This window comes from Pseudomonas sp. GZD-209 (assembly GCF_049310485.1).
Taxonomy (GTDB): Bacteria; Pseudomonadota; Gammaproteobacteria; order Pseudomonadales; family Pseudomonadaceae; genus Aquipseudomonas; species Aquipseudomonas sichuanensis.
On the sequence record NZ_JBMOWQ010000035.1, the window covers coordinates 1 to 23,783 of the forward strand.

Annotated in this window: 24 protein-coding genes; 15 read left to right on the top strand and 9 right to left on the bottom strand. The window is 62.9% G+C overall.

Annotated features, from left to right (window positions below; genetic code table 11):
- Positions 1–72 precede the first annotated feature (72 nt).
- The 3 genes from nfuA to ACO6VM_RS06040 form a co-directional block, all read right to left on the bottom strand.
- On the bottom strand, positions 73–657 hold the full coding sequence (nfuA, locus tag ACO6VM_RS06030) for a Fe-S biogenesis protein NfuA (RefSeq protein WP_110996563.1): 585 nt from the start codon (positions 655–657) through the stop codon (positions 73–75).
- 57 nt (positions 658–714) lie between these two features.
- A complete protein-coding gene (locus tag ACO6VM_RS06035) occupies positions 715–1,749 on the bottom strand; it encodes an acyltransferase family protein (RefSeq protein WP_422402916.1) in 1,035 nt (344 codons plus the stop codon).
- Between the two features lie 201 nt (positions 1,750–1,950).
- On the bottom strand, positions 1,951–4,251 hold the full coding sequence (locus ACO6VM_RS06040; protein WP_422402917.1) for a fatty acid cis/trans isomerase: 2,301 nt from the start codon (positions 4,249–4,251) through the stop codon (positions 1,951–1,953).
- A gap of 173 nt (positions 4,252–4,424) precedes the next feature.
- On the opposite strand from ACO6VM_RS06040, the gene metH reads away from it, so the two are divergent.
- From metH to ACO6VM_RS06065, 5 genes are all read left to right on the top strand, one after another.
- Positions 4,425–8,132: a methionine synthase gene (gene metH, locus ACO6VM_RS06045; protein WP_422402918.1), complete on the top strand. Its 3,708-nt coding sequence runs from the start codon at positions 4,425–4,427 to the stop codon at positions 8,130–8,132.
- Between the two features lie 91 nt (positions 8,133–8,223).
- Positions 8,224–8,442, top strand: coding sequence for a DUF2970 domain-containing protein (locus ACO6VM_RS06050; RefSeq protein ID WP_401058413.1), 219 nt, complete (start codon positions 8,224–8,226; stop codon positions 8,440–8,442).
- 70 nt (positions 8,443–8,512) lie between these two features.
- Positions 8,513–8,782 (top strand): colicin E3/pyocin S6 family cytotoxin, encoded by a 270-nt coding sequence (locus ACO6VM_RS06055; protein WP_422402927.1) that lies wholly within the window; start codon positions 8,513–8,515, stop codon positions 8,780–8,782.
- Entirely contained in the window at positions 8,673–9,089 is a 417-nt protein-coding gene (locus ACO6VM_RS06060) for a hypothetical protein (RefSeq protein WP_401058476.1), read from the top strand. The genes ACO6VM_RS06055 and ACO6VM_RS06060 overlap by 110 nt, the downstream gene beginning before the upstream one ends.
- A gap of 1 nt (position 9,090) precedes the next feature.
- A complete protein-coding gene (locus ACO6VM_RS06065; RefSeq protein WP_422402919.1) occupies positions 9,091–10,062 on the top strand; it encodes an ImmA/IrrE family metallo-endopeptidase in 972 nt (323 codons plus the stop codon).
- Between the two features lie 348 nt (positions 10,063–10,410).
- Here the strand turns inward: ACO6VM_RS06065 and ACO6VM_RS06070 are convergent, their stop codons facing one another.
- On the bottom strand, positions 10,411–11,487 hold the full coding sequence (locus ACO6VM_RS06070; protein WP_422402920.1) for an ABC transporter substrate-binding protein: 1,077 nt from the start codon (positions 11,485–11,487) through the stop codon (positions 10,411–10,413).
- Between the two features lie 216 nt (positions 11,488–11,703).
- On the opposite strand from ACO6VM_RS06070, the gene ACO6VM_RS06075 reads away from it, so the two are divergent.
- Complete coding sequence (locus ACO6VM_RS06075; protein WP_401058406.1) at positions 11,704–13,356, top strand: nitrite/sulfite reductase; 1,653 nt, start codon at positions 11,704–11,706, stop codon at positions 13,354–13,356.
- On the top strand, positions 13,340–13,834 hold the full coding sequence (locus ACO6VM_RS06080) for a DUF934 domain-containing protein (protein WP_110995358.1): 495 nt from the start codon (positions 13,340–13,342) through the stop codon (positions 13,832–13,834). The genes ACO6VM_RS06075 and ACO6VM_RS06080 overlap by 17 nt, the downstream gene beginning before the upstream one ends.
- Before the next feature lie 61 nt (positions 13,835–13,895).
- Here the strand turns inward: ACO6VM_RS06080 and ACO6VM_RS06085 are convergent, their stop codons facing one another.
- From ACO6VM_RS06085 to ACO6VM_RS06095, 3 genes are all read right to left on the bottom strand, one after another.
- Positions 13,896–14,744, bottom strand: a complete 849-nt coding sequence (locus ACO6VM_RS06085; RefSeq protein ID WP_401058472.1) for a c-type cytochrome — start codon at positions 14,742–14,744, stop codon at positions 13,896–13,898.
- A 62-nt stretch (positions 14,745–14,806) separates the two neighbouring features.
- Positions 14,807–15,469, bottom strand: coding sequence for a c-type cytochrome (locus ACO6VM_RS06090; protein WP_401058470.1), 663 nt, complete (start codon positions 15,467–15,469; stop codon positions 14,807–14,809).
- Positions 15,470–15,615: 146 nt separating this feature from the next.
- A complete protein-coding gene (locus ACO6VM_RS06095; protein ID WP_125464556.1) occupies positions 15,616–15,975 on the bottom strand; it encodes a hypothetical protein in 360 nt (119 codons plus the stop codon).
- A 160-nt stretch (positions 15,976–16,135) separates the two neighbouring features.
- Here ACO6VM_RS06095 and ACO6VM_RS06100 point away from each other — a divergent pair, with 160 nt between their 5' ends.
- The 8 genes from ACO6VM_RS06100 to csrA all read left to right on the top strand — a co-directional run bounded on the left by ACO6VM_RS06100 (position 16,136) and on the right by csrA (position 21,878).
- Positions 16,136–16,438, top strand: a complete 303-nt coding sequence (locus ACO6VM_RS06100) for a DUF1883 domain-containing protein (protein WP_401058404.1) — start codon at positions 16,136–16,138, stop codon at positions 16,436–16,438.
- Between the two features lie 7 nt (positions 16,439–16,445).
- Positions 16,446–16,616 carry a hypothetical protein gene (locus ACO6VM_RS06105; RefSeq protein WP_167409850.1) on the top strand — a complete coding sequence of 57 codons (171 nt, stop codon included), beginning with the start codon at positions 16,446–16,448 and terminating at the stop codon, positions 16,614–16,616.
- A 36-nt stretch (positions 16,617–16,652) separates the two neighbouring features.
- Positions 16,653–17,738, top strand: a complete 1,086-nt coding sequence (locus ACO6VM_RS06110; RefSeq protein WP_422402921.1) for an NAD(P)H-dependent flavin oxidoreductase — start codon at positions 16,653–16,655, stop codon at positions 17,736–17,738.
- An 83-nt stretch (positions 17,739–17,821) separates the two neighbouring features.
- Positions 17,822–18,580 carry a molybdate ABC transporter substrate-binding protein gene (gene modA, locus ACO6VM_RS06115; protein ID WP_401058400.1) on the top strand — a complete coding sequence of 253 codons (759 nt, stop codon included), beginning with the start codon at positions 17,822–17,824 and terminating at the stop codon, positions 18,578–18,580.
- Entirely contained in the window at positions 18,580–19,260 is a 681-nt protein-coding gene (gene modB, locus ACO6VM_RS06120) for a molybdate ABC transporter permease subunit (protein WP_401058398.1), read from the top strand. The genes modA and modB overlap by 1 nt, the downstream gene beginning before the upstream one ends.
- A gap of 1 nt (position 19,261) precedes the next feature.
- Entirely contained in the window at positions 19,262–20,353 is a 1,092-nt protein-coding gene (gene modC, locus ACO6VM_RS06125) for a molybdenum ABC transporter ATP-binding protein (protein ID WP_401058396.1), read from the top strand.
- A gap of 56 nt (positions 20,354–20,409) precedes the next feature.
- Entirely contained in the window at positions 20,410–21,429 is a 1,020-nt protein-coding gene (locus ACO6VM_RS06130) for a DNA topoisomerase IB (RefSeq protein ID WP_401058394.1), read from the top strand.
- A gap of 251 nt (positions 21,430–21,680) precedes the next feature.
- Positions 21,681–21,878 (top strand): carbon storage regulator CsrA, encoded by a 198-nt coding sequence (gene csrA / locus ACO6VM_RS06135; protein WP_110995367.1) that lies wholly within the window; start codon positions 21,681–21,683, stop codon positions 21,876–21,878.
- Between the two features lie 71 nt (positions 21,879–21,949).
- Here csrA and ACO6VM_RS06140 read toward each other — a convergent pair whose 3' ends face one another.
- Together ACO6VM_RS06140 and ACO6VM_RS06145 are read right to left on the bottom strand one after the other, a co-directional pair.
- Positions 21,950–22,321 carry a response regulator gene (locus ACO6VM_RS06140; protein WP_401058392.1) on the bottom strand — a complete coding sequence of 124 codons (372 nt, stop codon included), beginning with the start codon at positions 22,319–22,321 and terminating at the stop codon, positions 21,950–21,952.
- 12 nt (positions 22,322–22,333) lie between these two features.
- Positions 22,334–23,779, bottom strand: coding sequence for an ATPase domain-containing protein (locus ACO6VM_RS06145; RefSeq protein WP_401058390.1), 1,446 nt, complete (start codon positions 23,777–23,779; stop codon positions 22,334–22,336).
- Positions 23,780–23,783 lie beyond the last annotated feature (4 nt).

A 23,783-nucleotide genomic window follows, 5' to 3' on the forward strand; every position in this document is an offset into this window, starting at 1 on the left:
GCATCGCGGGGCAAGCCCGCTCCCACAGTTGATTCGTGGGAGCGGGCTTGCCCCGCGATAGGAAGAAACACCTTAGTAGTAGGCGTTTTCTTTCTGACTGTGGTCAGTCACGTCACGCACGCCCTTGAGCTCCGGAATGCGCTCGAGCAGGGTGCGCTCGATACCTTCCTTGAGCGTCACGTCGGCCTGGCCGCAACCTTGGCAACCACCGCCGAACTGCAGCACGGCAATGCCGTCATCGACCACGTCGACCAGGCTCACGGCGCCGCCGTGGCTGGCCAGGCCCGGGTTGATCTCGGTCTGCAGGTAGTAGTTGATCCGCTCGTTGATCGGGCTGTCTTCGTTGACCATCGGCACCTTGGCGTTCGGGGCCTTGATGGTCAGCTGGCCGCCCATGCGGTCGGTGGCATAGTCGACCAGCGCGTCTTCGAGAAACGGCACGCTGACGGCGTCCAGGTAAGCGGTGAAGCTCTTCAGGCCCACCGGCTCGTCGTCGGGTTTTTCTTCGCCTGGCTTACAGTAAGCGATGCAGGTTTCGGCGTACTGGGTGCCCGGCTGGGTGATGAAAATACGGATGCCGATCCCCGGCGTGTTCTGCTTGGAGAGCAGATCGGCCAGGTAATCATGGGCGGCGTCGGTAATAGTTATAGCGCTCATGGAAGTTCCTCACAGACTTGCCGGCAGTGTACGCCAACCCGTGCCCCGAACAAAGTCCTAGTATTTGACTCGGGATAGCGCCAGCGCGGGTTCCGCGGCCGCGGGAGCCGCCAACCAGGCCTTGAGCCGCCCGTACAGGCCACGTTCCAGCCAGTGATAGCTGAACCACGACATTAGTCCGATTGACGGCACGCACAGGGCGAATACCAGGTACGGGTTCAGGCGCAGCCGCTGGCTGGCGAACAAGCCGGCGTAAAGCACCAGCACATGGATCAAGTACACCGAGTAGGAGCAGTCGCCCAACATCTTGAGCAGCCGGTTGCCTTTGAAATACGGCTCCAGCGCAATGAACGCCAGCACCACCAACGCGCTGGGCAGGCCCCAGTGCAACAGGCGCGGCGAGGCGTCCAGGTGATAGAGCGCGAAGCCCGCCAGCGCCAGCAGCCCCAATGGCAGCCATAGGCCCTCGCGGATCAGCCCGCGCCGGTACAGCACCCCCAGACCGATGCCCAGCAGGAATTCGTAGACGATGTCGTTGTTGTAGAAACGGCTGAGCACACCCAGGCGGCCGAGCACTTCGCTGACCAGCAACAGCGCCGCGGTCACCAGCAACAGGTGATGGCGCTGGCGCACCAGGAAGGCCAGACCGAACAGCAGGTAGAAGAACATCTCGAAGTTCAGCGTCCAGCCGACGTTGAGCGTCGGGTACAGGCCATAGCCACCGGGGTTCTCGGCTGGGATGAACAGCAGCGACAACAGCAGGTGCTGCCACTCGAAGACCTGGTGCGGCATCCAGCGGCTGGCGATCAGCATCAATACGGCCATCAACAGGGTGTAGAACCAGTAGGCCGGGACGATGCGCAGGGCGCGGTTGAGCAGGAACTGCCCTGGCGCGATGTCCTTGTCGCGGGTGGACAGGTAGATCACCAGCCCGCTGATCACGAAGAAGATATCCACCCCCACCGCACCGCGCTCGGCGAGCAGTTGGCCGATCGGGCCGCTGGCGTGGAAGTCGAAGAAGATCTGCCGGAAGTGGTGGCAGACCACCACCCAGGCGGCGAATGCGCGCAGCGCTTGAAGCGAATACAGCATGAAATACCTGCGATTGCCGGTGCATTGAGGCCCTGGCATACAGCCATCGCGGGGCAAGCCCGCTCCCACGCCAGTTACCTGTTGCTCAGGTTGCAATACAGGCTGCGTGGGAGCGGGCTTCGGGCTTGCCCCGCGATGGATGCATCCGGAACCACCCTGCATGTCCGACCGCAGGATGCCGGGAATGTCCCGGCTAACCGATCAGAGGTTCTCGTAGCGGTTCATGTCCAGCACGCCCTCTTCCACCGGATCGGTCTCCTGCAGGTAGCGGCTCAGGTCATGGAAGTAGCGCCAGAACTCGGGGTGGCTGCGGCGCACGCCCCAGCGCATGACCACCCGCTCGAACTTCGCCGTGTCGTCACGGGCGGCCTCCAGGTCTTCGACAAACTCCGGTACATCCTTGGCCGGCACATTGAAAATGAAGTTGGGATAGCTGCTGAGCACGCCGGGGTACAGCGTGAGGGTGTCCAGCCCAGGCTGGTAGCGGTACGCCTCGCCAAGCAGGAAGGCCACATTGCTGTGGGCGCGGTTGCGCAGCAGGCTGTAGACCTGGCGCTGGCCGCCCTGCCCTTCAATACGCAGCATCGTCGCCTCGGGCAACTGGCCGATCACCTTCAGGCCGGCGGCCGGGCGCGAGACCAGACGGCTGAGCGACTGCTCGACATCACGGAACTCCTCGCTCATCTGCGGCCGCGAGCAGAAAGCGCCCTGGCAGCGGTTGATCGGGTCGGGCGCGGCATTCAGGCTGCCGGTGCGCTGCAGCAACTTGAGACCGAAATCGCGCTTGGGGTCGTGCTTGTCGAGCTTGAGGGCGCTGGGGGTGTCGGTGTCGATGTCGGTGTAGTCCATCCACATCTTCACCTTGCCGCTGTTCTGGTACCAGTTGTCGAGGATCTCGCCGCGCTTGTTGGCCGGCATCAGGCGCAGGAAATTGACCTCGGCGCCGTTGCGGATCAAGTCGAAGTACAGGCGGGTCTGCAACTGGTGCGAGACGTTGCCGAACACGTCGAAGTTCACCGCCAGCTGGTAATAGGTGCGTTCGAACAGCGGGTAGTCGAACAGCCACAGGGTCAACGGCACATCGCCGATCAGGCCCTTGGTGACCGAGGCGCTGTCGAAGTGGCGGAAGATGCTCAGCAGGGCATTGTCGTTACCCGCCCACAGGGTCGACCAGCTCGGCGCGGGCTGCTCGGCATAGGCCTCGCGGCGCAGCGCCTCGTAGTCGTTGCGCTTGTCGCGGTAGGCATGCCACAGGCTCAGCACGCTGCCCACGTCGTCGATCTGGCCCGGCATGGCCAGCAGCGGCGTGGCCTCGCCACGGTAGCGCGCATCGGTGATGTAGAGGTCGTGGGCCGGCTCCTGGAACAACGCCCAGAAGTTGTCACGGATCACGTCGGTGGCGATCTGCCCGCGGCAAACCGGGCCACGGATGAAGGTGCGCACGAAATATTCGGCGTTATCCAGCATGAACTGGTAACGCGCCACCGCCGGGATCGCCTCGAAGGTTTCGAACGGGTTGGCGCGGTGGCGCGGGCCGTAACCGGGCAGCGCATCGGCGTGCCAGTCGCCGCTGTAGAACAGCTGCTTGACCCGTTTGAGCTTCTGCGGGCCCATCGGGTAGGTGATGTGGGTCTTATGCACGATCACCCCCTGCACCGGGATCAGCCGGTAGTAGAAGTCGGTGCCGGGCGGGTCGTTGGGGCGGCGGGTGGCGATCAGGTCGACCGGCTGGCCGCTGGGCGTGCGCGAGCGTACCCACTGGAAGAAGTGGCCCTGCTCGCCGCCCTTGAAATAGATGTGGGCGAGGAACAGGTGCTCGTACAGCCAGCGGCCGACCAGCGCTTCGGTCGAGCCCGGGCGGTTGAGCAGCTCTTCCCAGTCGGCAATCTGCTGCGCTTCGGCGGCACTTGGCTGGATCGGGGTCTTCTCCACCGGGGCACCGGCCGCCAGCCAGCGCTGCAGGGTCTGGTACTCCTGGTCGGTCAGGCCGGTCACCGCCAACGGCATGCCCTCCTTGGGGTGGGTGCCAGCGTAGGCGTCGAACTCCTGGAGCATGGGGCACATGTTGTTGCGGTTGAGCCCCAGCACGATCTCTTCGGGCAGCTTGGCGTTGGGCGTGAGCGGGGTCTTGTGGCCCAGCTCGAGCATGCGGGCCATCAGCGCGGCCTGGCCGCCCTGCTTGTCCAGCACCGAATAGAAGCCCTGCTTGCGCCAGCTGGCCTCGTCACGGGCGTCATAGAACAGCCGGGTGGTGGGCACCGCCTTGCTGCGCTCGCCCTGATAGACCGGCACCTTGGAGGCGCCGCGCTCGGCGCCTTCGGCACTGCCCAGGTTGAGCTGGCAGGCGGCATCGTTGCAGGCGTGGCAGGCCACGCACTTCTCGGTGAAGATCGGTTGAATGTCCCGGGTGTATGAAACCGCCGGGCTGGATTGCGGGGCCTGCGCGAACGCCGCGCCACTGATCAGCAGTGCGAAGGCGCTGGCAAGAATGCGAAACAGCATGTGCCGAATGTCCTGGTTACTTGAAGCCATCACGATGTGCCTGGCGGGTCCTGAGGTGTGGGTAGCGCCGCACAAACATGAGCGAAATTCATGCAAATGGGCAGAGCGCCTAAAATCCATGCAGCTTTGTTATTATTCGGCACCTTCTGATATTCGCCCGACCAGGTAGTCCTATGTCCGACCGCAGCGCTCGTTACCAAGCACTCCAGAAAGCACTCAAAGAGCGCATCCTGATCCTCGACGGCGGCATGGGTACTATGATCCAGAGTTACCGCCTCGAGGAACACGACTATCGTGGCACGCGCTTCGCCGATTGGCCAAGCGACGTGAAGGGCAACAACGACCTGCTGCTGCTCAGCCGCCCCGATGTGATCGCGGCGATCGAGAAAGCCTATCTGGACGCCGGCGCCGACATCCTCGAAACCAACACCTTCAACGCCACGCAGATTTCCCAGGCCGACTACGGCATGGAAGCGCTGGTGTACGAGCTCAACGTTGAAGGCGCGCGCATCGCCCGCCAGGTGGCCGACGCGAAAACCCTGGAAACCCCGGACAAGCCGCGCTTCGTCGCCGGCGTGCTCGGCCCGACCAGCCGCACCTGCTCGATTTCCCCCGACGTCAACGACCCAGGCTATCGCAACGTCACCTTCGACGAACTGGTGGTGAACTACATCGAGGCCACCCGTGGCCTGATCGAGGGCGGCGCCGACCTGATCCTGATCGAAACCATCTTCGACACCCTCAACGCCAAGGCGGCGATCTTCGCCGTGCAGCAGGTGTTCGAGGAAGATGCTGTCGAACTGCCGATCATGATCTCCGGCACCATCACCGATGCCTCCGGCCGCACCCTGTCCGGGCAGACCACCGAAGCGTTCTGGAACTCGGTGCGCCACGCCAAGCCGATCTCCATCGGCCTGAACTGCGCCCTGGGCGCCAAGGATCTGCGCCCGTATCTGGAAGAGCTGTCGGGCAAGGCCGGCACCTTCGTTTCGGCGCACCCCAACGCCGGCCTGCCGAACGCCTTCGGCGAATACGATGAAACCCCGGCCGAAATGGCGGCAGTGGTCGAGGAGTTCGCCGCCAGCGGCTTCCTCAACATCATCGGCGGCTGCTGCGGCACCACCCCGCCGCACATCCAGGCCATCGCCGAGGCCGTGGCCAAGTACAAACCGCGTGAAATCCCGGACATCCCCAAGGCCTGCCGCCTGTCGGGCCTGGAGCCGTTCACCATCGATCGCCAGTCGCTGTTCGTCAACGTCGGCGAGCGCACCAACATCACCGGCTCCGCCAAGTTCGCCCGGCTGATCCGTGAAGAGAACTACACCGAAGCGCTCGAGGTCGCCCTGCAGCAGGTCGAGGCCGGCGCCCAGGTGATCGACATCAACATGGACGAAGGGATGCTCGACTCCCAGGCCGCCATGGTCCGCTTCCTCAACCTGATCGCCGGCGAGCCGGACATCTCCCGCGTGCCGATCATGATCGACTCCTCCAAGTGGGAGGTGATCGAGGCGGGCCTCAAGTGCATCCAGGGCAAGGGCATCGTCAACTCGATCTCGATGAAGGAAGGCGTCGAGCAGTTCAAGCACCACGCCCGCCTGTGCAAGCGCTATGGCGCCGCCGTGGTGGTGATGGCCTTCGACGAAGTCGGCCAGGCCGACACCGCCGCGCGCAAGAAAGAGATCTGCCAGCGCAGCTACGACATCCTGGTCAATGAAGTGGGCTTCCCGCCGGAAGACATCATCTTCGACCCGAACATCTTCGCCGTCGCCACCGGCATCGAGGAGCACAACAACTACGCCGTCGACTTCATCGAGGCGTGTGCCTATATCCGCGACCACCTGCCCTACGCCCTGACCTCGGGCGGCGTGTCCAACGTGTCGTTCTCGTTCCGTGGCAACAACCCGGTGCGCGAGGCGATCCACTCGGTATTCCTGTATCACGCCATCCAGAACGGCCTGACCATGGGTATCGTCAACGCCGGCCAGCTGGAAATCTACGACGAGATCCCCGCCGCGCTGCGCGAAAAAGTCGAGGATGTGGTGCTCAACCGCACCCCCGAAGGCACCGACGCCCTGCTGGCTATCGCCGACGACTACAGGGGTGGCGGCGCCACCAAGGAAGTCGAGAACGAAGCCTGGCGCTCGCTGCCGGTCGACAAGCGCCTGGAGCACGCCCTGGTCAAGGGCATCACCGCGTACATCGTTGAAGACACCGAGGAATGCCGACAGCAATGCGCGCGCCCGATCGAAGTGATCGAAGGCCCGCTGATGAGCGGCATGAACGTGGTCGGCGACCTGTTCGGTGCCGGCAAGATGTTCCTGCCCCAGGTGGTGAAATCGGCCCGGGTGATGAAGCAGGCCGTGGCCCACCTGATCCCGTTCATCGAAGAAGAAAAAGGCGACAAGCCCGAAGCCAAGGGCAAGATCCTCATGGCCACGGTCAAGGGCGACGTGCATGACATTGGCAAGAACATCGTCGGCGTGGTGCTCGGTTGCAACGGCTACGACATCGTCGACCTGGGCGTGATGGTGCCGGCCGAGAAGATCCTGCAGACCGCCCGCGAGCAGAAGTGCGACATCATCGGCCTGTCCGGCCTGATTACCCCGTCGCTGGACGAGATGGTCCACGTAGCCCGCGAGATGCAGCGCCAGGACTTCCACCTGCCGCTGATGATTGGTGGCGCCACCACCTCCAAGGCGCACACCGCGGTGAAGATCGAGCCCAAGTACTCGAACGATGCCGTGGTCTACGTCACCGACGCCTCGCGCGCGGTGGGCGTGGCCACCCAGCTGCTGTCCAAGGAGCTCAAGGCCGGCTTCGTCGAGAAGACCCGCGCCGAATACGTCGAGGTGCGCGAGCGCACCGCCAACCGCAGCGCCCGCACCGAGCGCCTGAGCTATGCCAAGGCCATCGCCGCCAAGCCACAATACGATTGGGCCGGCTACCAGGCCGCAGTGCCGTCCTTCACCGGCGTGAAGGTACTGGACAACATCGATCTGCGCACCCTGGCCGAGTACATCGACTGGACCCCGTTCTTCATCTCCTGGGACCTGGCCGGCAAGTTCCCGCGCATCCTCACCGACGAAGTCGTCGGCGAGGCGGCCACTTCGCTATACAAGGACGCCCGCGAGATGCTCGACAAGCTCATCGACGAAAAGCTGATCAGTGCCCGCGCGGTGTTCGGCTTCTGGCCGGCCAACCAGGTCAAGCATGACGACATCGAGGTGTATGGCGAAGACGGCAAACCGCTGGCCACCCTGCACCACCTGCGCCAGCAGACCATCAAGCCTGACGGCAAGCCGAACTGGTCGCTGGCCGACTTCGTCGCGCCGAAGGACAGTGGCGTGACCGACTACGTGGGCGGCTTCATCACCACCGCCGGCATCGGTGCCGAGGAAGTCGCCAAGGCCTACCAGGACAAGGGCGACGACTACAGCTCGATCATGGTCAAGGCCCTGGCCGACCGCCTGGCCGAGGCCTGCGCCGAATGGCTGCACGAGCAGGTGCGTAAAGAGCACTGGGGTTATGCCAAGGACGAGCACCTGGACAACGAAGCGTTGATCAAGGAGCAGTACAGCGGTATCCGCCCTGCCCCTGGCTACCCGGCATGCCCGGACCACACCGAGAAGGAAACCCTGTTCCGCCTGCTCGACGGCAGCGCCATCGGCGAAACCGGCCCGAGCGGGGTGTTCCTCACCGAGCACTTCGCCATGTTCCCGGCGGCGGCGGTCAGCGGCTGGTACTTCGCCCATCCGCAGGCGCAGTACTTCGCCGTGGGCAAGGTGGACAAGGACCAGGTCGAGCAATACAGCGAGCGCAAGGGCCAGGACCTGAGCGTGAGCGAGCGCTGGCTGGCGCCGAACCTGGGGTACGACAACTAAGGCTGGTGCGCCCCCATCGCCAGCTTGCCGGCGATGGGGGCGGTACATTCACCTACACTGTCCCTGATTGTCTCTGACCAAGGAGCCACTCATGGACGACCGCACCCCGGGCAAACCGCCCACCTTCTGGCAGATGCTGCACAGCATCCTCGCCGCCGCTTTCGGCGTGCAGAGCGGCAAGAACCGCGCACGCGATTTCACTCACGGAAAAGCTAGCCATTTCATCCTAATGGGCACAGTATTCACCCTGGTTTTCGTCCTCGCGCTGATTGGCCTTGTGCAACTAGCAATGTATCTGACAGAGCGTTAGGAAATTTCAATGGACTTATAAATTTCCTCGTACCTAATTCACCATAGTAATAATGGAGGATTGAGTTATGATGCACGCTGTTGGCAAGTCAGTTCAAGGAGCAGAGGTGACGAGACACCCAATACCCCAACCTTCGTACCTTGATGAGCAGGAGTACATGGGCTTCGTCGAAGGCGCTCGACGCTGGAGATCTGCCTGCAAACGTCGCCTGTATACCTGGGATGAATTCCATGGAGAAATTGAAGTCTTCAACGCTCGGGGCAGGCACTTGGCAGTTCTTGATGCAGTCACCGGCGAAAACATCAAAGACGCCGTCAAAGGGAGAACAATCAATGTCTGAAAAAAAATTCATTGATCTGTGCGCCGAAGGCTTGATTCTACCTGAAGAGATAGATGACTTTATCGACGCATGGCACGAGTCGGATACTTCCGCCGAGATATATACCTACCTCGGCATGACGAAAAAAGAGTATCGCCTGTGGACACAGGATCCGGACATTCTCGACTATATAATCACCGCGAGAATCCAAGATCGGTCGATTGACAGCATACTAAGCGACATGCATGAACTTCCGCTTGCCGCCAGAGCAGACTCTCCAGAAAAAGCTAAAGCCCTGAATAAATGGCTGAAACAAAAGGGAATTTAAATTGCGCAAAGAAACAGCCATAAATTATGCAAAGAGGATGCACAGCCACCACAAGCTAACACTTCCTGTTGACGTAGAACACCTGGCAAAAAAATACGCCAATCTTCGATTCGAGGAATTCCCAATCGATATTGATGGCGTTGCCGCCAACTTGAAGCAACGCGGCAAGACCCCCACTATCCTTGTGAACAAGGACCGCCCCAAAAGCAGACAACGATTCACCTTGGCCCACGAAATTGGTCATGTCGTCATGCCCTGGCACATGGGGACCATCTGCGACATCACAAACGAAAACCTCGTAGATGGGAGCCAAGAATACTTGACGATGGAAGCCGAGGCCAACGCGTTTGCCACTGAGCTTCTTATGCCTACCATATGGATACAACGCCTACTGGACGAGCATGAAAACCTTGCCACCATCAGTCAGATAATAGTGAAAAATGGGGGTGTCTCCCCAATAGCCGCAACATTGCGGCTGCGCGCCATGCTACCGGCAGGATATCTATTCATCGTTATGAATTCAAAGGAAAGCATAACCTATGCCGGACGTAGCGACGGCACCTATGCGACCCCTCCCAACAAAGGGGATGGGCCCGACGCCATAAAACGTCTCAGCTATGCAAGTGACACCTACACATTTACCGCCGGCACCAACACGTATTTTTGGTTCAAGCTTCCTGATGAAATAGAATTGGAAGGTGAAAGCGACGGAGACTGGAGACTTCTACTCGACACTATCGTCAAAGAAATCACACGTAATACCGACGAACAAATAAAATACAAACAAAAAGTTAACGGTGTTCTCGGCTACGCTAACAGCTTGATAGGAAAGGGGGCGCAAACTGAAAAAAGCCTCTACAGCGCATGCGTTCAGCGCTTCGCAAACAATAGCGCTTTAGACCCCATCACAAAGCACAAAAAATTCAAGAATTTTCTCGCAAGCAAAATCAGAGACTTGATGAGCAAGATCTAGCCTCACACCGATTCCTACGGCTTGGAATACTTGGTCACCGTTCAGAAATCGTCTTCACGCATCCTTAATTATGAAATCAGGCCCAACACCCGCGGATATCCCTTCCACGGGCGGTTCAGGTGTTTCACGGTCTGAGGTAGGGATGGCCGCTACTGATGGCTGACCCAATACACTGCAGTGACCACCACCAGCACGATCAGGCACAGGATCGCCCAGGCGTCGACACTGCTGTCAGCTTTGCGGACCTTGGTTGAGTTTCCCATTGCATTGCCTCTTGTAGTGGTTATGGGAATGCACTTCACAAGCAGCAGTTAAGTCCAGCAATGTCCTTCGCTCAAGCAGGGACTTTCAATAGTCGACGGGCGACGTGAGAAACGGGTAGCGGTAGCTGGCCGGCCGCCCTTCGGCGCTGTAGTGATGAAAGTCGACGCCGTGGCCACCCTTCTCCAGCAACTGCAGCCAGCGCCGGGCCTTGGCCGGGTCGATCAGTTGCAAGACCGGCACCTGGTGCTCGCGCAATCCGTCGCGACTCACCGCCAGGCCCATGGCATCGTCGTGCAGCATGACCATGGCCCAGCCGCCCAGGGTGAAATGGCCGCCCATCAACACACCCAGGCGCCCGTCGATCAGTGCGCGCAGGGCTTCCGGCGAGCTGTTCACCGCACTGAACACGGCATCGCGCCCCGGCACCTTGCCCGCCTGCTCGAAGGCCTGCATGGCGCCGAAGGCCATTTCATCGTTGGCCGACCACACCAGACGGGTCTCGGGATAGCGCTCCAGCAGCACCTGCGCCTGTTCGAAGGCGCGCTGGCGGTTCCAGCCGCCATACACCACCTGGCGCAGGCGCACCTGCGGGAAGTCTGCCAGCGCGCGGCGCATGCCCTGCTCGCGCAGTTGCGAGGCCGGGGTGGTCTTGACCCCGGCAAAGGCCAGCAGGTCGACCGGCCCGGACGAGGGCGGCAGTTTCGCCACCATCGCCTTGAGCATCTGGTAGCCGGCCGCCTCGTCGTTGTTGATCAGGGTGCCGAGCACTTCGGGGTACTTGTCGGGCTGGGCCTGGACGCTGCGCGCCTGGCTGTCCGTCAGGCCGTTGTTGACCAAAAACAGCTTGACCCCGGTACCGCGGGACAGGCGGATGATCTCGGGGGCGACGTACTGTTCGTTGACCAGCACCAGGTAGTCCGGGCGTTCTGGCCCCTGCAGCACGGCGCGGGCCTGGGTCAGGGCGAGGTCGGCGCGGCGTTCGCTGTACTGCACGCGCAGTTGCATGCCCAGGTCCGTGGCGGCGGCCTGCATGAAGCGTGAGTAATCGACCCAGAACGTCTCGTTGGACAAGCCTGGGTTGAGAAATACCACCGAAGCGGCCTGTGCGCCCGCCACCATTGGCAGGCTCAGGCACAGGCCCTGGCACAAGGCCTTGAGCATGCGGTTACATCCCTGGGGAGCAAACAGCGCAGTATACGCGCAGCGCGGTATAGAGCGGGCAAATGGCAGTCAGTCTCACTTAGTCCAAATGGTTCTTTTCATATGCAAAAACATCACTTTAGCGCATAAACCCACTCTGCTATCGTTCCCCCGCTCCGCTCCGGAGTGCGCGGCCGTGCGCGCGATTAGCTGCATGCAGCCTGAGACAGGACTTTTATGTACGTATACGACGAGTACGATCAGCGGATCATCGAGGACCGCGTCAAGCAGTTCCGTGATCAGACCCGCCGCTACCTGGCCGGTGAGCTGAGCGAAGAAGAATTCCGCCCGCTGCGCCTGCAGAACGGGCTCTATGTCCAACGCTTCGCCCCGATGCTGCGCGTCGCCGTGCCCTATGGCCAGCTGAACGCGACGCAGGCCCGTATGCTGGCGAAGATCGCCCGCGACTACGACAAGGGCTACGCGCATATCAGCACCCGCCAGAACGTGCAGTACAACTGGCCGGCGCTGGAAGACATCCCGGACATCCTGGCTGAGCTGGCCACCGTGCAGATGCACGCGATTCAGACCAGCGGCAACTGCCTGCGCAACGTCACCACCGACCAGTTCGCCGGTGTCGCCGCCGACGAACTGGTGGACCCGCGCCCATGGTGCGAGATCGTCCGCCAGTGGACCACCTTCCACCCGGAATTCGCCTACCTGCCGCGCAAGTTCAAGATTGCCGTCAACGGTTCGAGCGACGACCGCGCCGCCATCGAAGTGCACGACATCGGCCTTGAGCCGGTGCGCAACGCTGCCGGCGAGCTGGGCTTCCGCGTGCTGGTGGGTGGCGGCCTGGGCCGTACCCCGGTGATCGGCGCGTTCATCAACGAGTTCCTGCCGTGGCAGGAGCTGCTCAGCTACCTGGACGCCATCCTGCGCGTGTACAACCGTTACGGCCGCCGTGACAACAAGTACAAGGCGCGGATCAAGATCCTGGTCAAGGCCCTCACCCCGGAAGTGTTCGCCGAGAAGGTCGAGGCCGAAATGGCCCACCTGCGCGGTGGCGATACCACCCTGACCGAGGCCGAAGTGCAGCGCGTGGCGCGCCACTTCATCGACCCTGAGTACCTGGCGCTCGACAACCAGGACTACAGCACACTGGACGCCGAGCACCCAGGCTTTGCCCGCTGGCGTTCGCGCAACACCCGCGCGCACAAGAAGCCGGGCTACGTCGCCGTCACCCTGTCGCTCAAGCCCACCGGCGTCGCCCCAGGCGACCTGACCGACAAGCAGCTGGACGCCGTCGCCGACTTCGCCGAGCGCTACAGCTTCGGCTACCTGCGCACCTCGCACGAGCAGAACATCATCCTCGCCGACGTCGAGCAGCGCCAGCTGCACGCCCTGTGGCTGGAACTGCGCGAGCAAGGCTTCGCCACGCCGAACATCGGCCTGCTGACCGACATCATCTGCTGCCCGGGCGGTGATTTCTGCTCGCTGGCCAACGCCAAGTCGATCCCGATCGCCGAATCCATCCAGCGCCGCTTCGACGACCTGGACTACCTGTTCGACATCGGCGAGCTCGACCTGAACATCTCCGGCTGCATGAACGCCTGCGGCCACCACCACGTCGGCCACATCGGCATCCTCGGGGTGGACAAGAAAGGCGAGGAGTTCTACCAGGTTTCGCTGGGCGGCAATGCCGCGCGCGACGCCAGCCTGGGCAAGATCCTCGGCCCTTCGTTCGCCCAGGACGCCATGGCCGACGTGATCGAGAAGCTGATCAACGTGTATGTCGAGCAACGCACCGAAGACGAGCGCTTCATCGACACTTACCAGCGGATCGGCATCGACCCCTTCAAGGAACGCGTCTATGCAGCGAATCATTAAGAACAACCAGATCGTCGACGAAACCTGGCACCTGCTGCCCAAGGACGTCTCGATCGACGAGCTGACCAACTGCGACGACTACATCGTGCCGCTGCAACTGTGGCGTGACCATCCGAGCATGCTCAAGGCCCGCGACGGCGGCCTGGGCATCTGGCTGGACAGCGACGAGGAAGCGGAAGAGATCGGCGCGGACGTCCAGCACTTCCAGGTCATCGCCCTGAACTTCCCGGCCTTCACCGACGGGCGCAACTATTCCAATGCGCGCCTGCTGCGTGACCGTTACAAGTTCAAGGGTGAGCTGCGCGCCATCGGCGACGTGCTGCGCGACCAGCTGTTCTACATGGCCCGCTGTGGCTTCGATGCGTTCGCCATCCGTGCCGACAAGGACCCGGAAGACGCGCTGCAGAGCCTGAAGGACTTCTCGGTGACCTACCAGGGCGCCACCGACGAGCCGCTGCCGCTGTTCCGCCGCCGCTGATCGTCACCTGCTGCATCGACCGGCCCGCCTAATGGCGGGCCGGTTCGTTTCTAGCCCAGGATCAACCGCCGGTGCCCTGCCCCACCAGTACCCCATCGACCTTCTGCCCGTAAAGGTTGACCCCGTCATTGGCATGGAACTTCAATCGCGTCTTCTCGATCGAGCCCTCGACCAACCGTGGATCCTGCGGCCGCTCGTGGCGGTTGATCCACGCAGCCACATCCCAGGCCTGCTGGTCGCTCAGGCTGCCCGGCTTGCCCAACGGCATGTTGTACTTGATGAACGACGCCGCGGTGTTGATGCGGTGCATGCCCGCCCCCCAGTTGTACGAGTCCTTGCCCCACAACGGCGGCATCACGTATTCCCCGGCGACCTTCTGCCCTTCACCGTTGTCACCGTGGCAGATCGCGCATTGCTCGCGGTACACCTGGTGGCCACGCTTGAAGTCGTAGCCGCCCGCGGGCTGCGCAACGTCGGGATAGCCACGGCCGGCGATCTCGACGCCGGTCGGCGCCTGGGTCGAAAGCCAGTAGGCGTACACACTCAGCGCAGTCATCTGCGGGCTGTCGGCCGCCGGCGGCTTGCCATTCATGCTGAACTGGAAACAACCCTGGATGCGTTCGGCGAAGGTGTTGACCTTGTCGTTTTTCTTGCGATAGGCCGGGTACATCGGATAGGCGCCCCACAACGGCGCCGAGTGGGCCATGCGCCCCTGGTCCAGGTGGCAATTGCTGCAGTTCAGGCCATTGCCCACGGCGTCGGGCATCAAGCGGCGGGTATCGACGAACAATGCATGGCCTTGGCGGACCATCTTGCCAAAGGCGTTGTCGGGGATGGCGCTTTCGGCGGGCGCCACGAACTGCGGCGCGGCCTGCACGCCCGGCACCTTGAGCTGCGATTGATCTTCCATGGCAATCGGCGCGGCCTGGGCACCGCCCATGGCCAGCAACAGCACAGCGGGGATCATGGTTTTCATGGCTTGACCTCCTGGCTGGGCGACGGGCTTGCTGCGTTGGCGAAATACTCGGCTACCGCCTTGACCTCGGCATCGGTCATGGCCTTGGCCACGTTGACCATCAACTGGTTGGGGTCGTTGCTGCGGCTGCCGTCGCGCCAGGCGTTGAGTTGGGCCACCAGGTAGCCGGCCGGTTGCCCGGCCAGGGGTGGGAAGTGTTCGCCGACCCCGCTGCCACCAGGCCCATGGCACTGCACGCAGCCAGGGATCTGCCGGCCCCAGTCGCCATACAGGGCCAAACGGGATACCGCATCACCGGCAATCTGCTGGCGGCGCAGCTCGGCGGCTCCATCGGCCGGGAGCGCCGCCAGGTAGGTGCTGACGGCATCGATTTCCGCGTCACTCAGCGCCTTGGCCAGCGGCTCCATCACCGCCTGCTTGCGGCTGCCCTGGCGAAAATCCCGCAATTGCTTGGCAAGGTAGCCGGCAGGCAAACCCGCAAGGCGGGGGAAGCCGGCTGCGGCAATACCTTTGCCGTCCGGCCCATGGCAGCCAAGGCAGGCCATGGCGGCGGGGTTCTGCCCGCCCTGGTTGAAGACCTGTTGCCCGTCGGCGGCATACGCCGAGGGCCAGGCCAGGATCAGCCAACCGCCGATCACGACACGACTCAGGGATATCATCACGGAAGACTCCATTTCCTTGTTATAAGCTTAGGCTCAAACGACATAAGCCCAGAAATACTAGGGCTTATCCCCGGTATGCGACAACGTGTCACCGGGAAGGAAAAGGGCAATCTGCCTTTTAATCGATCAATAACTGCGCTGGATCAAGAACCGGAGATGCACTCGGTCGCTGCTGTGCGCACATCCCCCAGGCGCAGGGGGAAATTGCTCAAGCGCTCGTGAACCTTGATCGCACTGCCGCTGCCACGCTTGTCGATGTCCAGCAGCGCCGCCGGCCCTGCGCTGGCCGAGAGTTTTTGCGGCACGATCAGGCGCAGGCCGTCGCCGCGCACTTCTTCACCCAACGGGTCACGACTGTCCGCCAGCTTGCGCTTGACGCAATCGGCGTATTCACGGGGCGTCTTGCCAGACATTACATCCATGGTTTCGTGGGACTGCTCCAGCTCCGTCACGCTTGCGCAGCCCCCCAGCGCCAGCGCCACCGCCGCTACCAGCCATTTCATTTACGCTACTCCAATTGCAAAGGTCACCCTCTGACCGCAGCCAGGCGCAATTGCTCCCCGATCTGGCAGAAATCTCCCGCCCGTTCGAGCCCGGACGCAAGTGTAGCGCCACATCGTGGTATCTTTCGCCTTTGCAGAAACAACCCTTGCGGAGCACCCCATGAAATTCGTACACCAGCGCGAGCACCTGAACGAGGACGACATCGTCGTCGTCGAATGCTCCCAGCGCTGCAACATCCGCCTGATGAACGACGCCAACTTCCGCAGCTTCAAGAATGGCGGGCGACACACTTACCACGGCGGCCACTTCGAGAAGTTCCCGGCAAAAATCACCGTGCCCAGCACCGGTTTCTGGAACATCACCATCGATACCGTGACCACGCGCCCGATCTCGGTAACCCGCAAGCCGACTCTGACGCACAAGATCAAGATCATTCGCCGCTCCTCGTCGAAACTCGGATAACGCCCGCATGACCCAGACCATCAAGTATGTGATCAAGTACAAGCTCGACGGCGAACGCCGCTGGGATTTCGCCCTGATGCCCGATGCCTCCCTGGAGCAGGCGCAGCAGGCCCTGCGCAAGATCCACGGCGACGACGCCGAGAAGATCAGCGACATTCAGGTCAGCAAGGCCCTGTAAAACCGCCCCGAGCCCGCCGCACTCAAGGAGTCGCCCATGAGCACCTGGCCAGACCGCCGCATCTTCGACCTGTTGAACATCGAGGTGCCCATCCTCCAGGCGCCCATGGCCGGCGCCAGCGGCTCGGCGATGGCCATTGCCGTCGGCAACGCCGGCGGCCTGGGCGCCCTGCCCTGCGCCATGCTGACCCACGACCAGCTACGAGGGGAAATCGAGGCATTCCGCGCCGCGTGCAACGGCCCGCTCAACCTCAACTTCTTCTGCCACCAGCCGCCAGCACCGGACCCCGAGCGTGACGCGCGCTGGAAGCAGGCGCTCAAGCCCTACTACGACGAGACCGGCGCCGACTTCGACGCACCCACGCCGGTGTCCAACCGTGCGCCGTTCGACGAGCAGAGCTGCCAACTGGTGGAGGCGATGCGCCCGGAGGTGGTCAGTTTCCATTTCGGCCTGCCCGCCGCCGAACTGCTGCAACGGGTCAAGGCAACCGGGGCCAAGGTGCTGTCCAGCGCCACCACGGTCGAGGAAGCCATCTGGCTCGAGCAGCACGGCTGCGACGCGATCATCGCCATGGGCTTTGAAGCGGGCGGCCACCGCGGCATGTTCCTCAGCGACGATATCACCAGCCAGATCGGCACCTTCGCCCTGGTGCCCCAGGTGGCGGATGCCGTGCGCGTTCCGGTGATCGCCGCCGGTGGCATTGCCGATCACCGCGGCCTGCTCGCCGCCCTCGCCCTGGGCGCCTCGGCAGTGCAGATCGGCACCGCCTACCTGTTCTGCCCACAGGCCAAGGTCTCGCCGGCGCATCGCCATGCACTGGACAGCGCCCCGGCCAGCGATACCGCATTGACCAACCTGTTCACCGGGCGCCCTGCGCGCGGCATCAACAACCGCATCATGCGCGAGCTGGGGCCCATGAGCGCACTGGCCCCGCATTTCCCCCTGGCAGGCGGCGCATTGATGCCGTTACGGGCGATTACCGACCCACAGGGCAACAGTGATTTCAGCAACCTGTGGTCAGGCCAGGCCCTGCGCTTGGGTAAACACCTCGACGCGGGCGAGCTGACGCTTGAAATTGCCAACGATGCGCTTAATATCCTGACCCGTAGATCAATTTTTTAGCCGCGCCGCTCTTCCCGACGGATGGCTTATCGCTATATAGTCAGCACCATAACGATAACCATCCGTCCCTAGGAGCCTTCTCGATGCGTATTCGCCTGTCCCACCTGGCCGCCGCCACCCTGGCCAGCCTGTTCTCCTTCAACAGCGCTTGGGCCGATGAAGTCCAGGTTGCCGTGGCAGCCAACTTCACCGCGCCCATCCAGGCCATCGCCAAGGATTTCGAGAAGGATACCGGCCATAAGCTGGTCGCCGCATACGGCGCCACCGGCCAGTTCTACGCACAGATCAAGAACGGCGCGCCGTTCGAAGTGTTCCTCGCCGCCGACGACAGCACCCCGGCCAAGCTCGAGCAGGAAAAAGAGACCGTTGCCGGCTCGCGCTTCACCTACGCCATCGGCACCCTGGCACTGTGGTCGGCCAAACCCGGCTACGTCGACAGCAAGGGCGAAGTGCTGAAGAAAAACGACTTCAAGCACCTGTCCATCGCCAACCCCAAGACCGCCCCTTATGGCCTGGCCGCCACCCAGGTGCTGGACAAGCTCAAGCTGACCGAGGCCACCAAGGCCAAGCTCGTCGAAGGCCAGAACATCACCCAGGCGTTCCAGTTCGTTTCCACCGGCAATGCCGAGCTGGGCTTCGTCGCCCTGTCGCAGATCTACAAGGACGGCAAGGTCGAGAGCGGCTCGGCCTGGATCGTCCCGGCCTCGATGCACGAACCGATCCGCCAGGATGCGGTGATCCTGAACAAAGGCAAGGACAACCCGGCGGCCAAGGCGCTGGTCGACTACCTCAAGGGCCCGAAGGCAGCCGCCGTAATCAAGTCCTACGGCTATGAAATCTGATGCCGCTCGACGCCAGTGACCTGGGTGCGATCTGGCTGACCATCAAGCTGGCCAGCCTGACCACTGCCATCCTGCTGGTGGTGGGCACGCCCATCGCCTGGTGGCTGGCACGCACCCGCTCCTGGCTGCGCGGGCCGATTGGCGCGGTGGTGGCGCTGCCCCTGGTGCTGCCACCGACGGTGATCGGCTTCTATCTGTTGCTGATGCTTGGCCCCCATGGCTGGATCGGCCAAGCCACACAGACGCTGGGCCTGGGCAGCGTGGTGTTCAGCTTCGCCGGGCTGGTGATCGGCTCGGTGGTGTACTCCATGCCGTTCGTGGTCCAGCCACTGCAAAACGCCTTCAGTGCCATTGGCCAGCGCCCGCTGGAGGTGGCCGCGACCCTGCGCGCCAGCCCCTGGGATACCTTTGTCCATGTGGTGCTGCCGCTGGCACGCCCCGGTTTCATCACCGCCAGTATTCTCGGCTTCGCCCATACCGTGGGCGAGTTCGGCGTGGTGCTGATGATCGGCGGCAATATCCCCGACAAGACTCGCGTGGTCTCGGTGCAGATCTTCGATCACGTCGAGGCCATGGCCTATGACCAGGCCCACTGGCTGGCCGGGGCCATGCTGCTGTTCTCCTTCCTGGTGCTGCTGATGCTTTACGCCGGCCGGCGTGGCAAGGCTGGCTGGAGCTGAAATGAGTGCTTCGATACAGGCGCGCCTCACCCTTGCGCGCGACGATTTCACCCTGGATGTCGACCTGCGCCTGCCCGGGCGTGGCATCAGCGCGCTATTTGGCCATTCCGGCTCGGGCAAGACCTCGTGCCTGCGTTGCCTGGCGGGCCTGGAACGTGCCGCCAGTGCCTACATCGAGGTCAACGGCGAGGTCTGGGAAGACAGCGCGCGCGGGCATTTCATTGCCCCGCACAAACGCCCTGTGGGTTATGTGTTCCAGGAAGCCAGCTTGTTCCCTCACCTGTCGGTGCGCGGCAACCTGGAGTTCGGCTGGCGCCGCATCGCCCCCAGTGAGCGCAAGATCAAGCTGGAGCAGGCCTGTCAGCTACTGGGCATCGGCCATCTGCTCGAGCGCAAGCCTCCGACCTTGTCGGGCGGCGAGGCACAACGTGTCGGCATCGCCCGGGCACTGCTCAGCAGCCCACGGCTGTTGCTGATGGACGAGCCGCTGGCGGCCCTGGACAGTGCGCGCAAGCGTGAAATCCTGCCCTATCTGGAGCGCCTGCATGACGAGCTGGATATCCCGCTCATCTACGTCAGCCATGCCCAGGATGAAGTCGCGCGCCTGGCCGACCACCTGGTGCTGCTGGAGCACGGCAAGGCCCTGGCCAGCGGCCCGATCGGCCAGACCCTGGCACGCCTGGACCTGTCGCTGGCCCAGGGCGAGGATGCCGGCGTGGTGCTCGAAGGCGTGGTGGTTGGCCACGACCCGCACTTTGAGCTGTTCGACCTGCGCTTGCCCGGCGGCGAAGGTCCGCTGTTGCGCATCGCCCATCCTGACTTGCATGTGGGCAGCACCCTGCGGCTCAAGGTGCAGGCCCGCGATGTAAGCCTGGCGCTGAGCGCCGACGGCGCCTCGAGCATTCTCAACCGCCTGCCGGTGCAGGTGCGCGAATGCCACGCGGCAGACAACCCGGCCCATGTGATGGTAAGCCTGGACGCCAGCGGCAGCCCCCTGCTGGCGCGCATCACCCGCTACTCGGCAGAGCAACTCGGCGTGCAGCCTGGCCAGCATCTGTGGGCGCAGATCAAGTCGGTGGCGTTACTCGGTTGAGCAACGTCGCAGTGGCGGTTGTCCATTGCTGCATGACCGCTCGATGGACTGCACCGATGCCCGACTGCCCGCTAGCCGCCGCCCTGCACTATGTCGACGATAACCAGCCCGGATTGAGCCGGCGCTGGCGAGGCGAGCGATTCCTCTACTTCGATGCCTCGGGGCGGCAGGTGCGCGATGCCGCGACCCTGGCGCGCATCGCGGCGCTGGTGATCCCGCCAGCCTATACCGAGGTGTGGATCTGCGCCGACCCGCTGGGCCATTTACAGGCCACCGGCCGCGATGCCCGGGGGCGTAAACAGTACCGCTACCATCAGCAATGGCGCGAGCAGCGTGACCAGTACAAGTACGGCCGCCTGCTGGCCTTCGCGCAAGCCCTGCCCGCCTTGCGCAAGCGGCTGGACGAACACCTGACACGCCGTGGGATGGACCGGGAAAAAGTGATGGCGCTGGTGATCAGCCTGCTCGACGCGACGCTCATTCGCATCGGCAACCGGCAGTACCTGCGCGACAATCGCTCCTACGGGCTGACCACGCTGAACTGCCGTCACGTAAAGGTCCGGGGCAGCACCATCCGCTTTCAGTTCCGCGGCAAGCGCGGTGTCGAACACGACGTCACGCTGCAAGACCGACGCCTGGCGGCACTGCTCAAGCGCTGCATGGAACTGCCTGGCCAGGCGCTGTTCCAGTACCTGGACGATGACGGGCAACGCCACAGCATCGGTTCGACTGAAGTGAACCAGTTCCTCCAGCAGTTGACCGGCGCCGACTTCACCGCCAAGGACTACCGCACCTGGGCCGGCAGCAGCCTGGCCTTGAGCCTGCTAAGGCCACTGGCCTGGGAGCCCGACAGCGAAGCCCGGCGCCAGGTGGCGGCAACCGTGCGCCAGGTGGCCAAGCGCCTGGGCAATACGCCGGCCGTTTGCCGCCGCTGCTATATCCACCCTGCGTTGTTCGAGCACTTCCAGCTCGGGCGCCTGGCACAGCTGCCGCGGGCGCGCCGGCGCAAGGGCTTGGAGCCCGAGGAAGCGGCGCTGCTGGTTTTTCTGCAGGCACTGGGGGCAAACGATCATTGAGCTCGGCTATTTCACTTATCAAACAAGGAAATTTCCCATATGACGTCAACCACCCTATCCTTGCCACCGAGCACCTCCGCTGATGGCCGGCATCATATGTCCACCAGCACCTGCAACTAGAGACAGGCATAAATTGTCTGACGGAGGAATTACTATCCGCCGAAAGCGTCTTTAATGGAAAGGAAGAGGGACAAAGCTCCCACCGTTGTGGTAAATGGCCCGGCGGTTTTTACATCACCAAGGAGAACTACATGCTGATACTCACCCGTAAGGTCGGCGAAAGCATCGTCATCAACGACGACATCAAAGTCACCATTCTGGGAGTCAAGGGGATGCAAGTGAGGATTGGCATCGATGCGCCGAAGGATGTTCAGGTGCACCGTGAAGAGATTTACAAGCGCATCCAGGCAGGCAGCCCTGCCCCGGAGAAAGGCGACGAGAAACACTGATCACCCACGCATCAAGCCGCACGGACGCGTCTGATCGACTGCCCGCCCACGCGGGGCGCCCACCCTGAACCTCAGGTGCCCAGCAGTTCGCGCACCTTGGCGATCATTCTCTCCATGTCGAATGGCTTGTCGAACACCGCGGCGAACAGCTCGGGGCGGATCAGCTTTTTGTCGGCCTGCGCGCCGCTCATGAGAATGACCGGCAGGTGCGGCAGGTCCAGCTCGGTGCGAATAGCCCTCACGAGTTCCACACCACTCATGACCGGCATCATGTAATCGGTGATCACCAATTCCACATGCCTGCCTTTGTGCCTGCCTTTCAAGGCCTCCAGGGCTTTGCGCCCGTTGCTGGCCTTTTCCACCTGATAGCCTTCGTCCTCCAGGGCAAAACCGAGGATATCGGCGATCAGGTACTCGTCATCGACGATCAGGATGGTGTTCATGGCGTCACCCCATCAGCGATCTCCCTGCGGGACCGCTGTGCCGCTGAGCACGCCGCTTGCGCCATCGAAAGCCCGCCCCAGGGTGATCCCCTGCGGCCCCAGGTGCAGCGCCTGCAGCGTTGGGTCGTGGTCGCTGTCGCGCACCTTGACGATCGACAGCACGCGGTGCAGCTTGGCATCGAGTTCGGCGAAGCGCATCAGCACCAGATTGTCGACGATGCTCGACAGGTCCGGTGCCGGGGCGGTGATCTCGGCACCGAAAATATCACGCATCTCCCACGTGAGCAGGACGGTCACCTCACGCGCGCGCAGTTCACCGGTCAGGGCACGGAAGAACGCGTTCAAGCGCCCTGGCTCCAGCGCCAGGCGCCCGAACGCGCCGAGGCTGTCGATCACCACGCGCTTGGCGCCCAGCGCTTGCACCTGCTCAAGCAAACGTGCGCCTACCCCATCCAGCAGCCCCTCAGTGGTGGGTTGCCAACTGAGTTGCACGACCCCGTCGCGCTCCTGCCCGGCGATGTCGAAGCCCAGTGCTTGAGCTTTGAGACGCAGGCGAGCGGGCGTCTCGTAGAACCCGAAGTGCAGCCCGGGTGCGTGCTCATCGGACGCTGCCAGAAACGCGATGCCCAACGCGCTTTTGCCGACCCCGGACGGCCCCATCAGCAGGCTCACGGAACCTTCAGCCAAACCGCCGCCAAGCATGCGATCCAGGTCGCTCACCCCGGTAGTGGCGCGGCTCAACGCCTGCGCGCCAGGCTGACTGGGCTGGCTGTACAGTGATTCCAGCCGCGGGAAGACCTGCAACCCTGCCTCGCTGATCAGGCATTCGTGGCGCCCCGACAACGCCGCGCTGCCACGGGTCTTGCGCAGTTGGACATGCCGCACCGCCGTGCTGCCAACCATGTGCTCGCCCAGCTCGATGACGCCATCGACCATGGTGTGCTCGGGGCTGCCTTCCTCCAGGCGTGCGCTGGTCAGCAGCAGAACCGTGCATCCGGCAAAAGCGGCATGCCCCTGCAATTCGGAAACAAATTTTTTGGTGTCGAGGCTGGTTTCCGCCCGTGAGCGGGCGTTGAGCAGGCCATCGACGATGAGCAGGCTGGCCTGCTGCCGGGCAATCTCCTGGCGCAGCAACCGCACCACGGCGTCGAGGCCATCCTGCTCAAGGGTGTCGAAGGCGCTGACGAACTGAATGCTGTCGCCCACCAGCGTCTGATCGAAAAACGTCAGGGTCGACAGGTACTGGAACAACCGCTCATGGGATTCACTGAGCAACGTGGCCACCAGCACCCGCCCGCCTTCGCGGACATGGTTGCAAGCAAGCTGGTTGGCCAGGATGGTCTTGCCCGAGCCCGGATGCCCCTGGACGATATAGGACGCCCCCACCACCAGCCCGCCCTTGAGCAGGGCATCGAGGCCTTCAATGCCGGTGGCCAGTCGCTTGAGCTGTTCAACCATGATG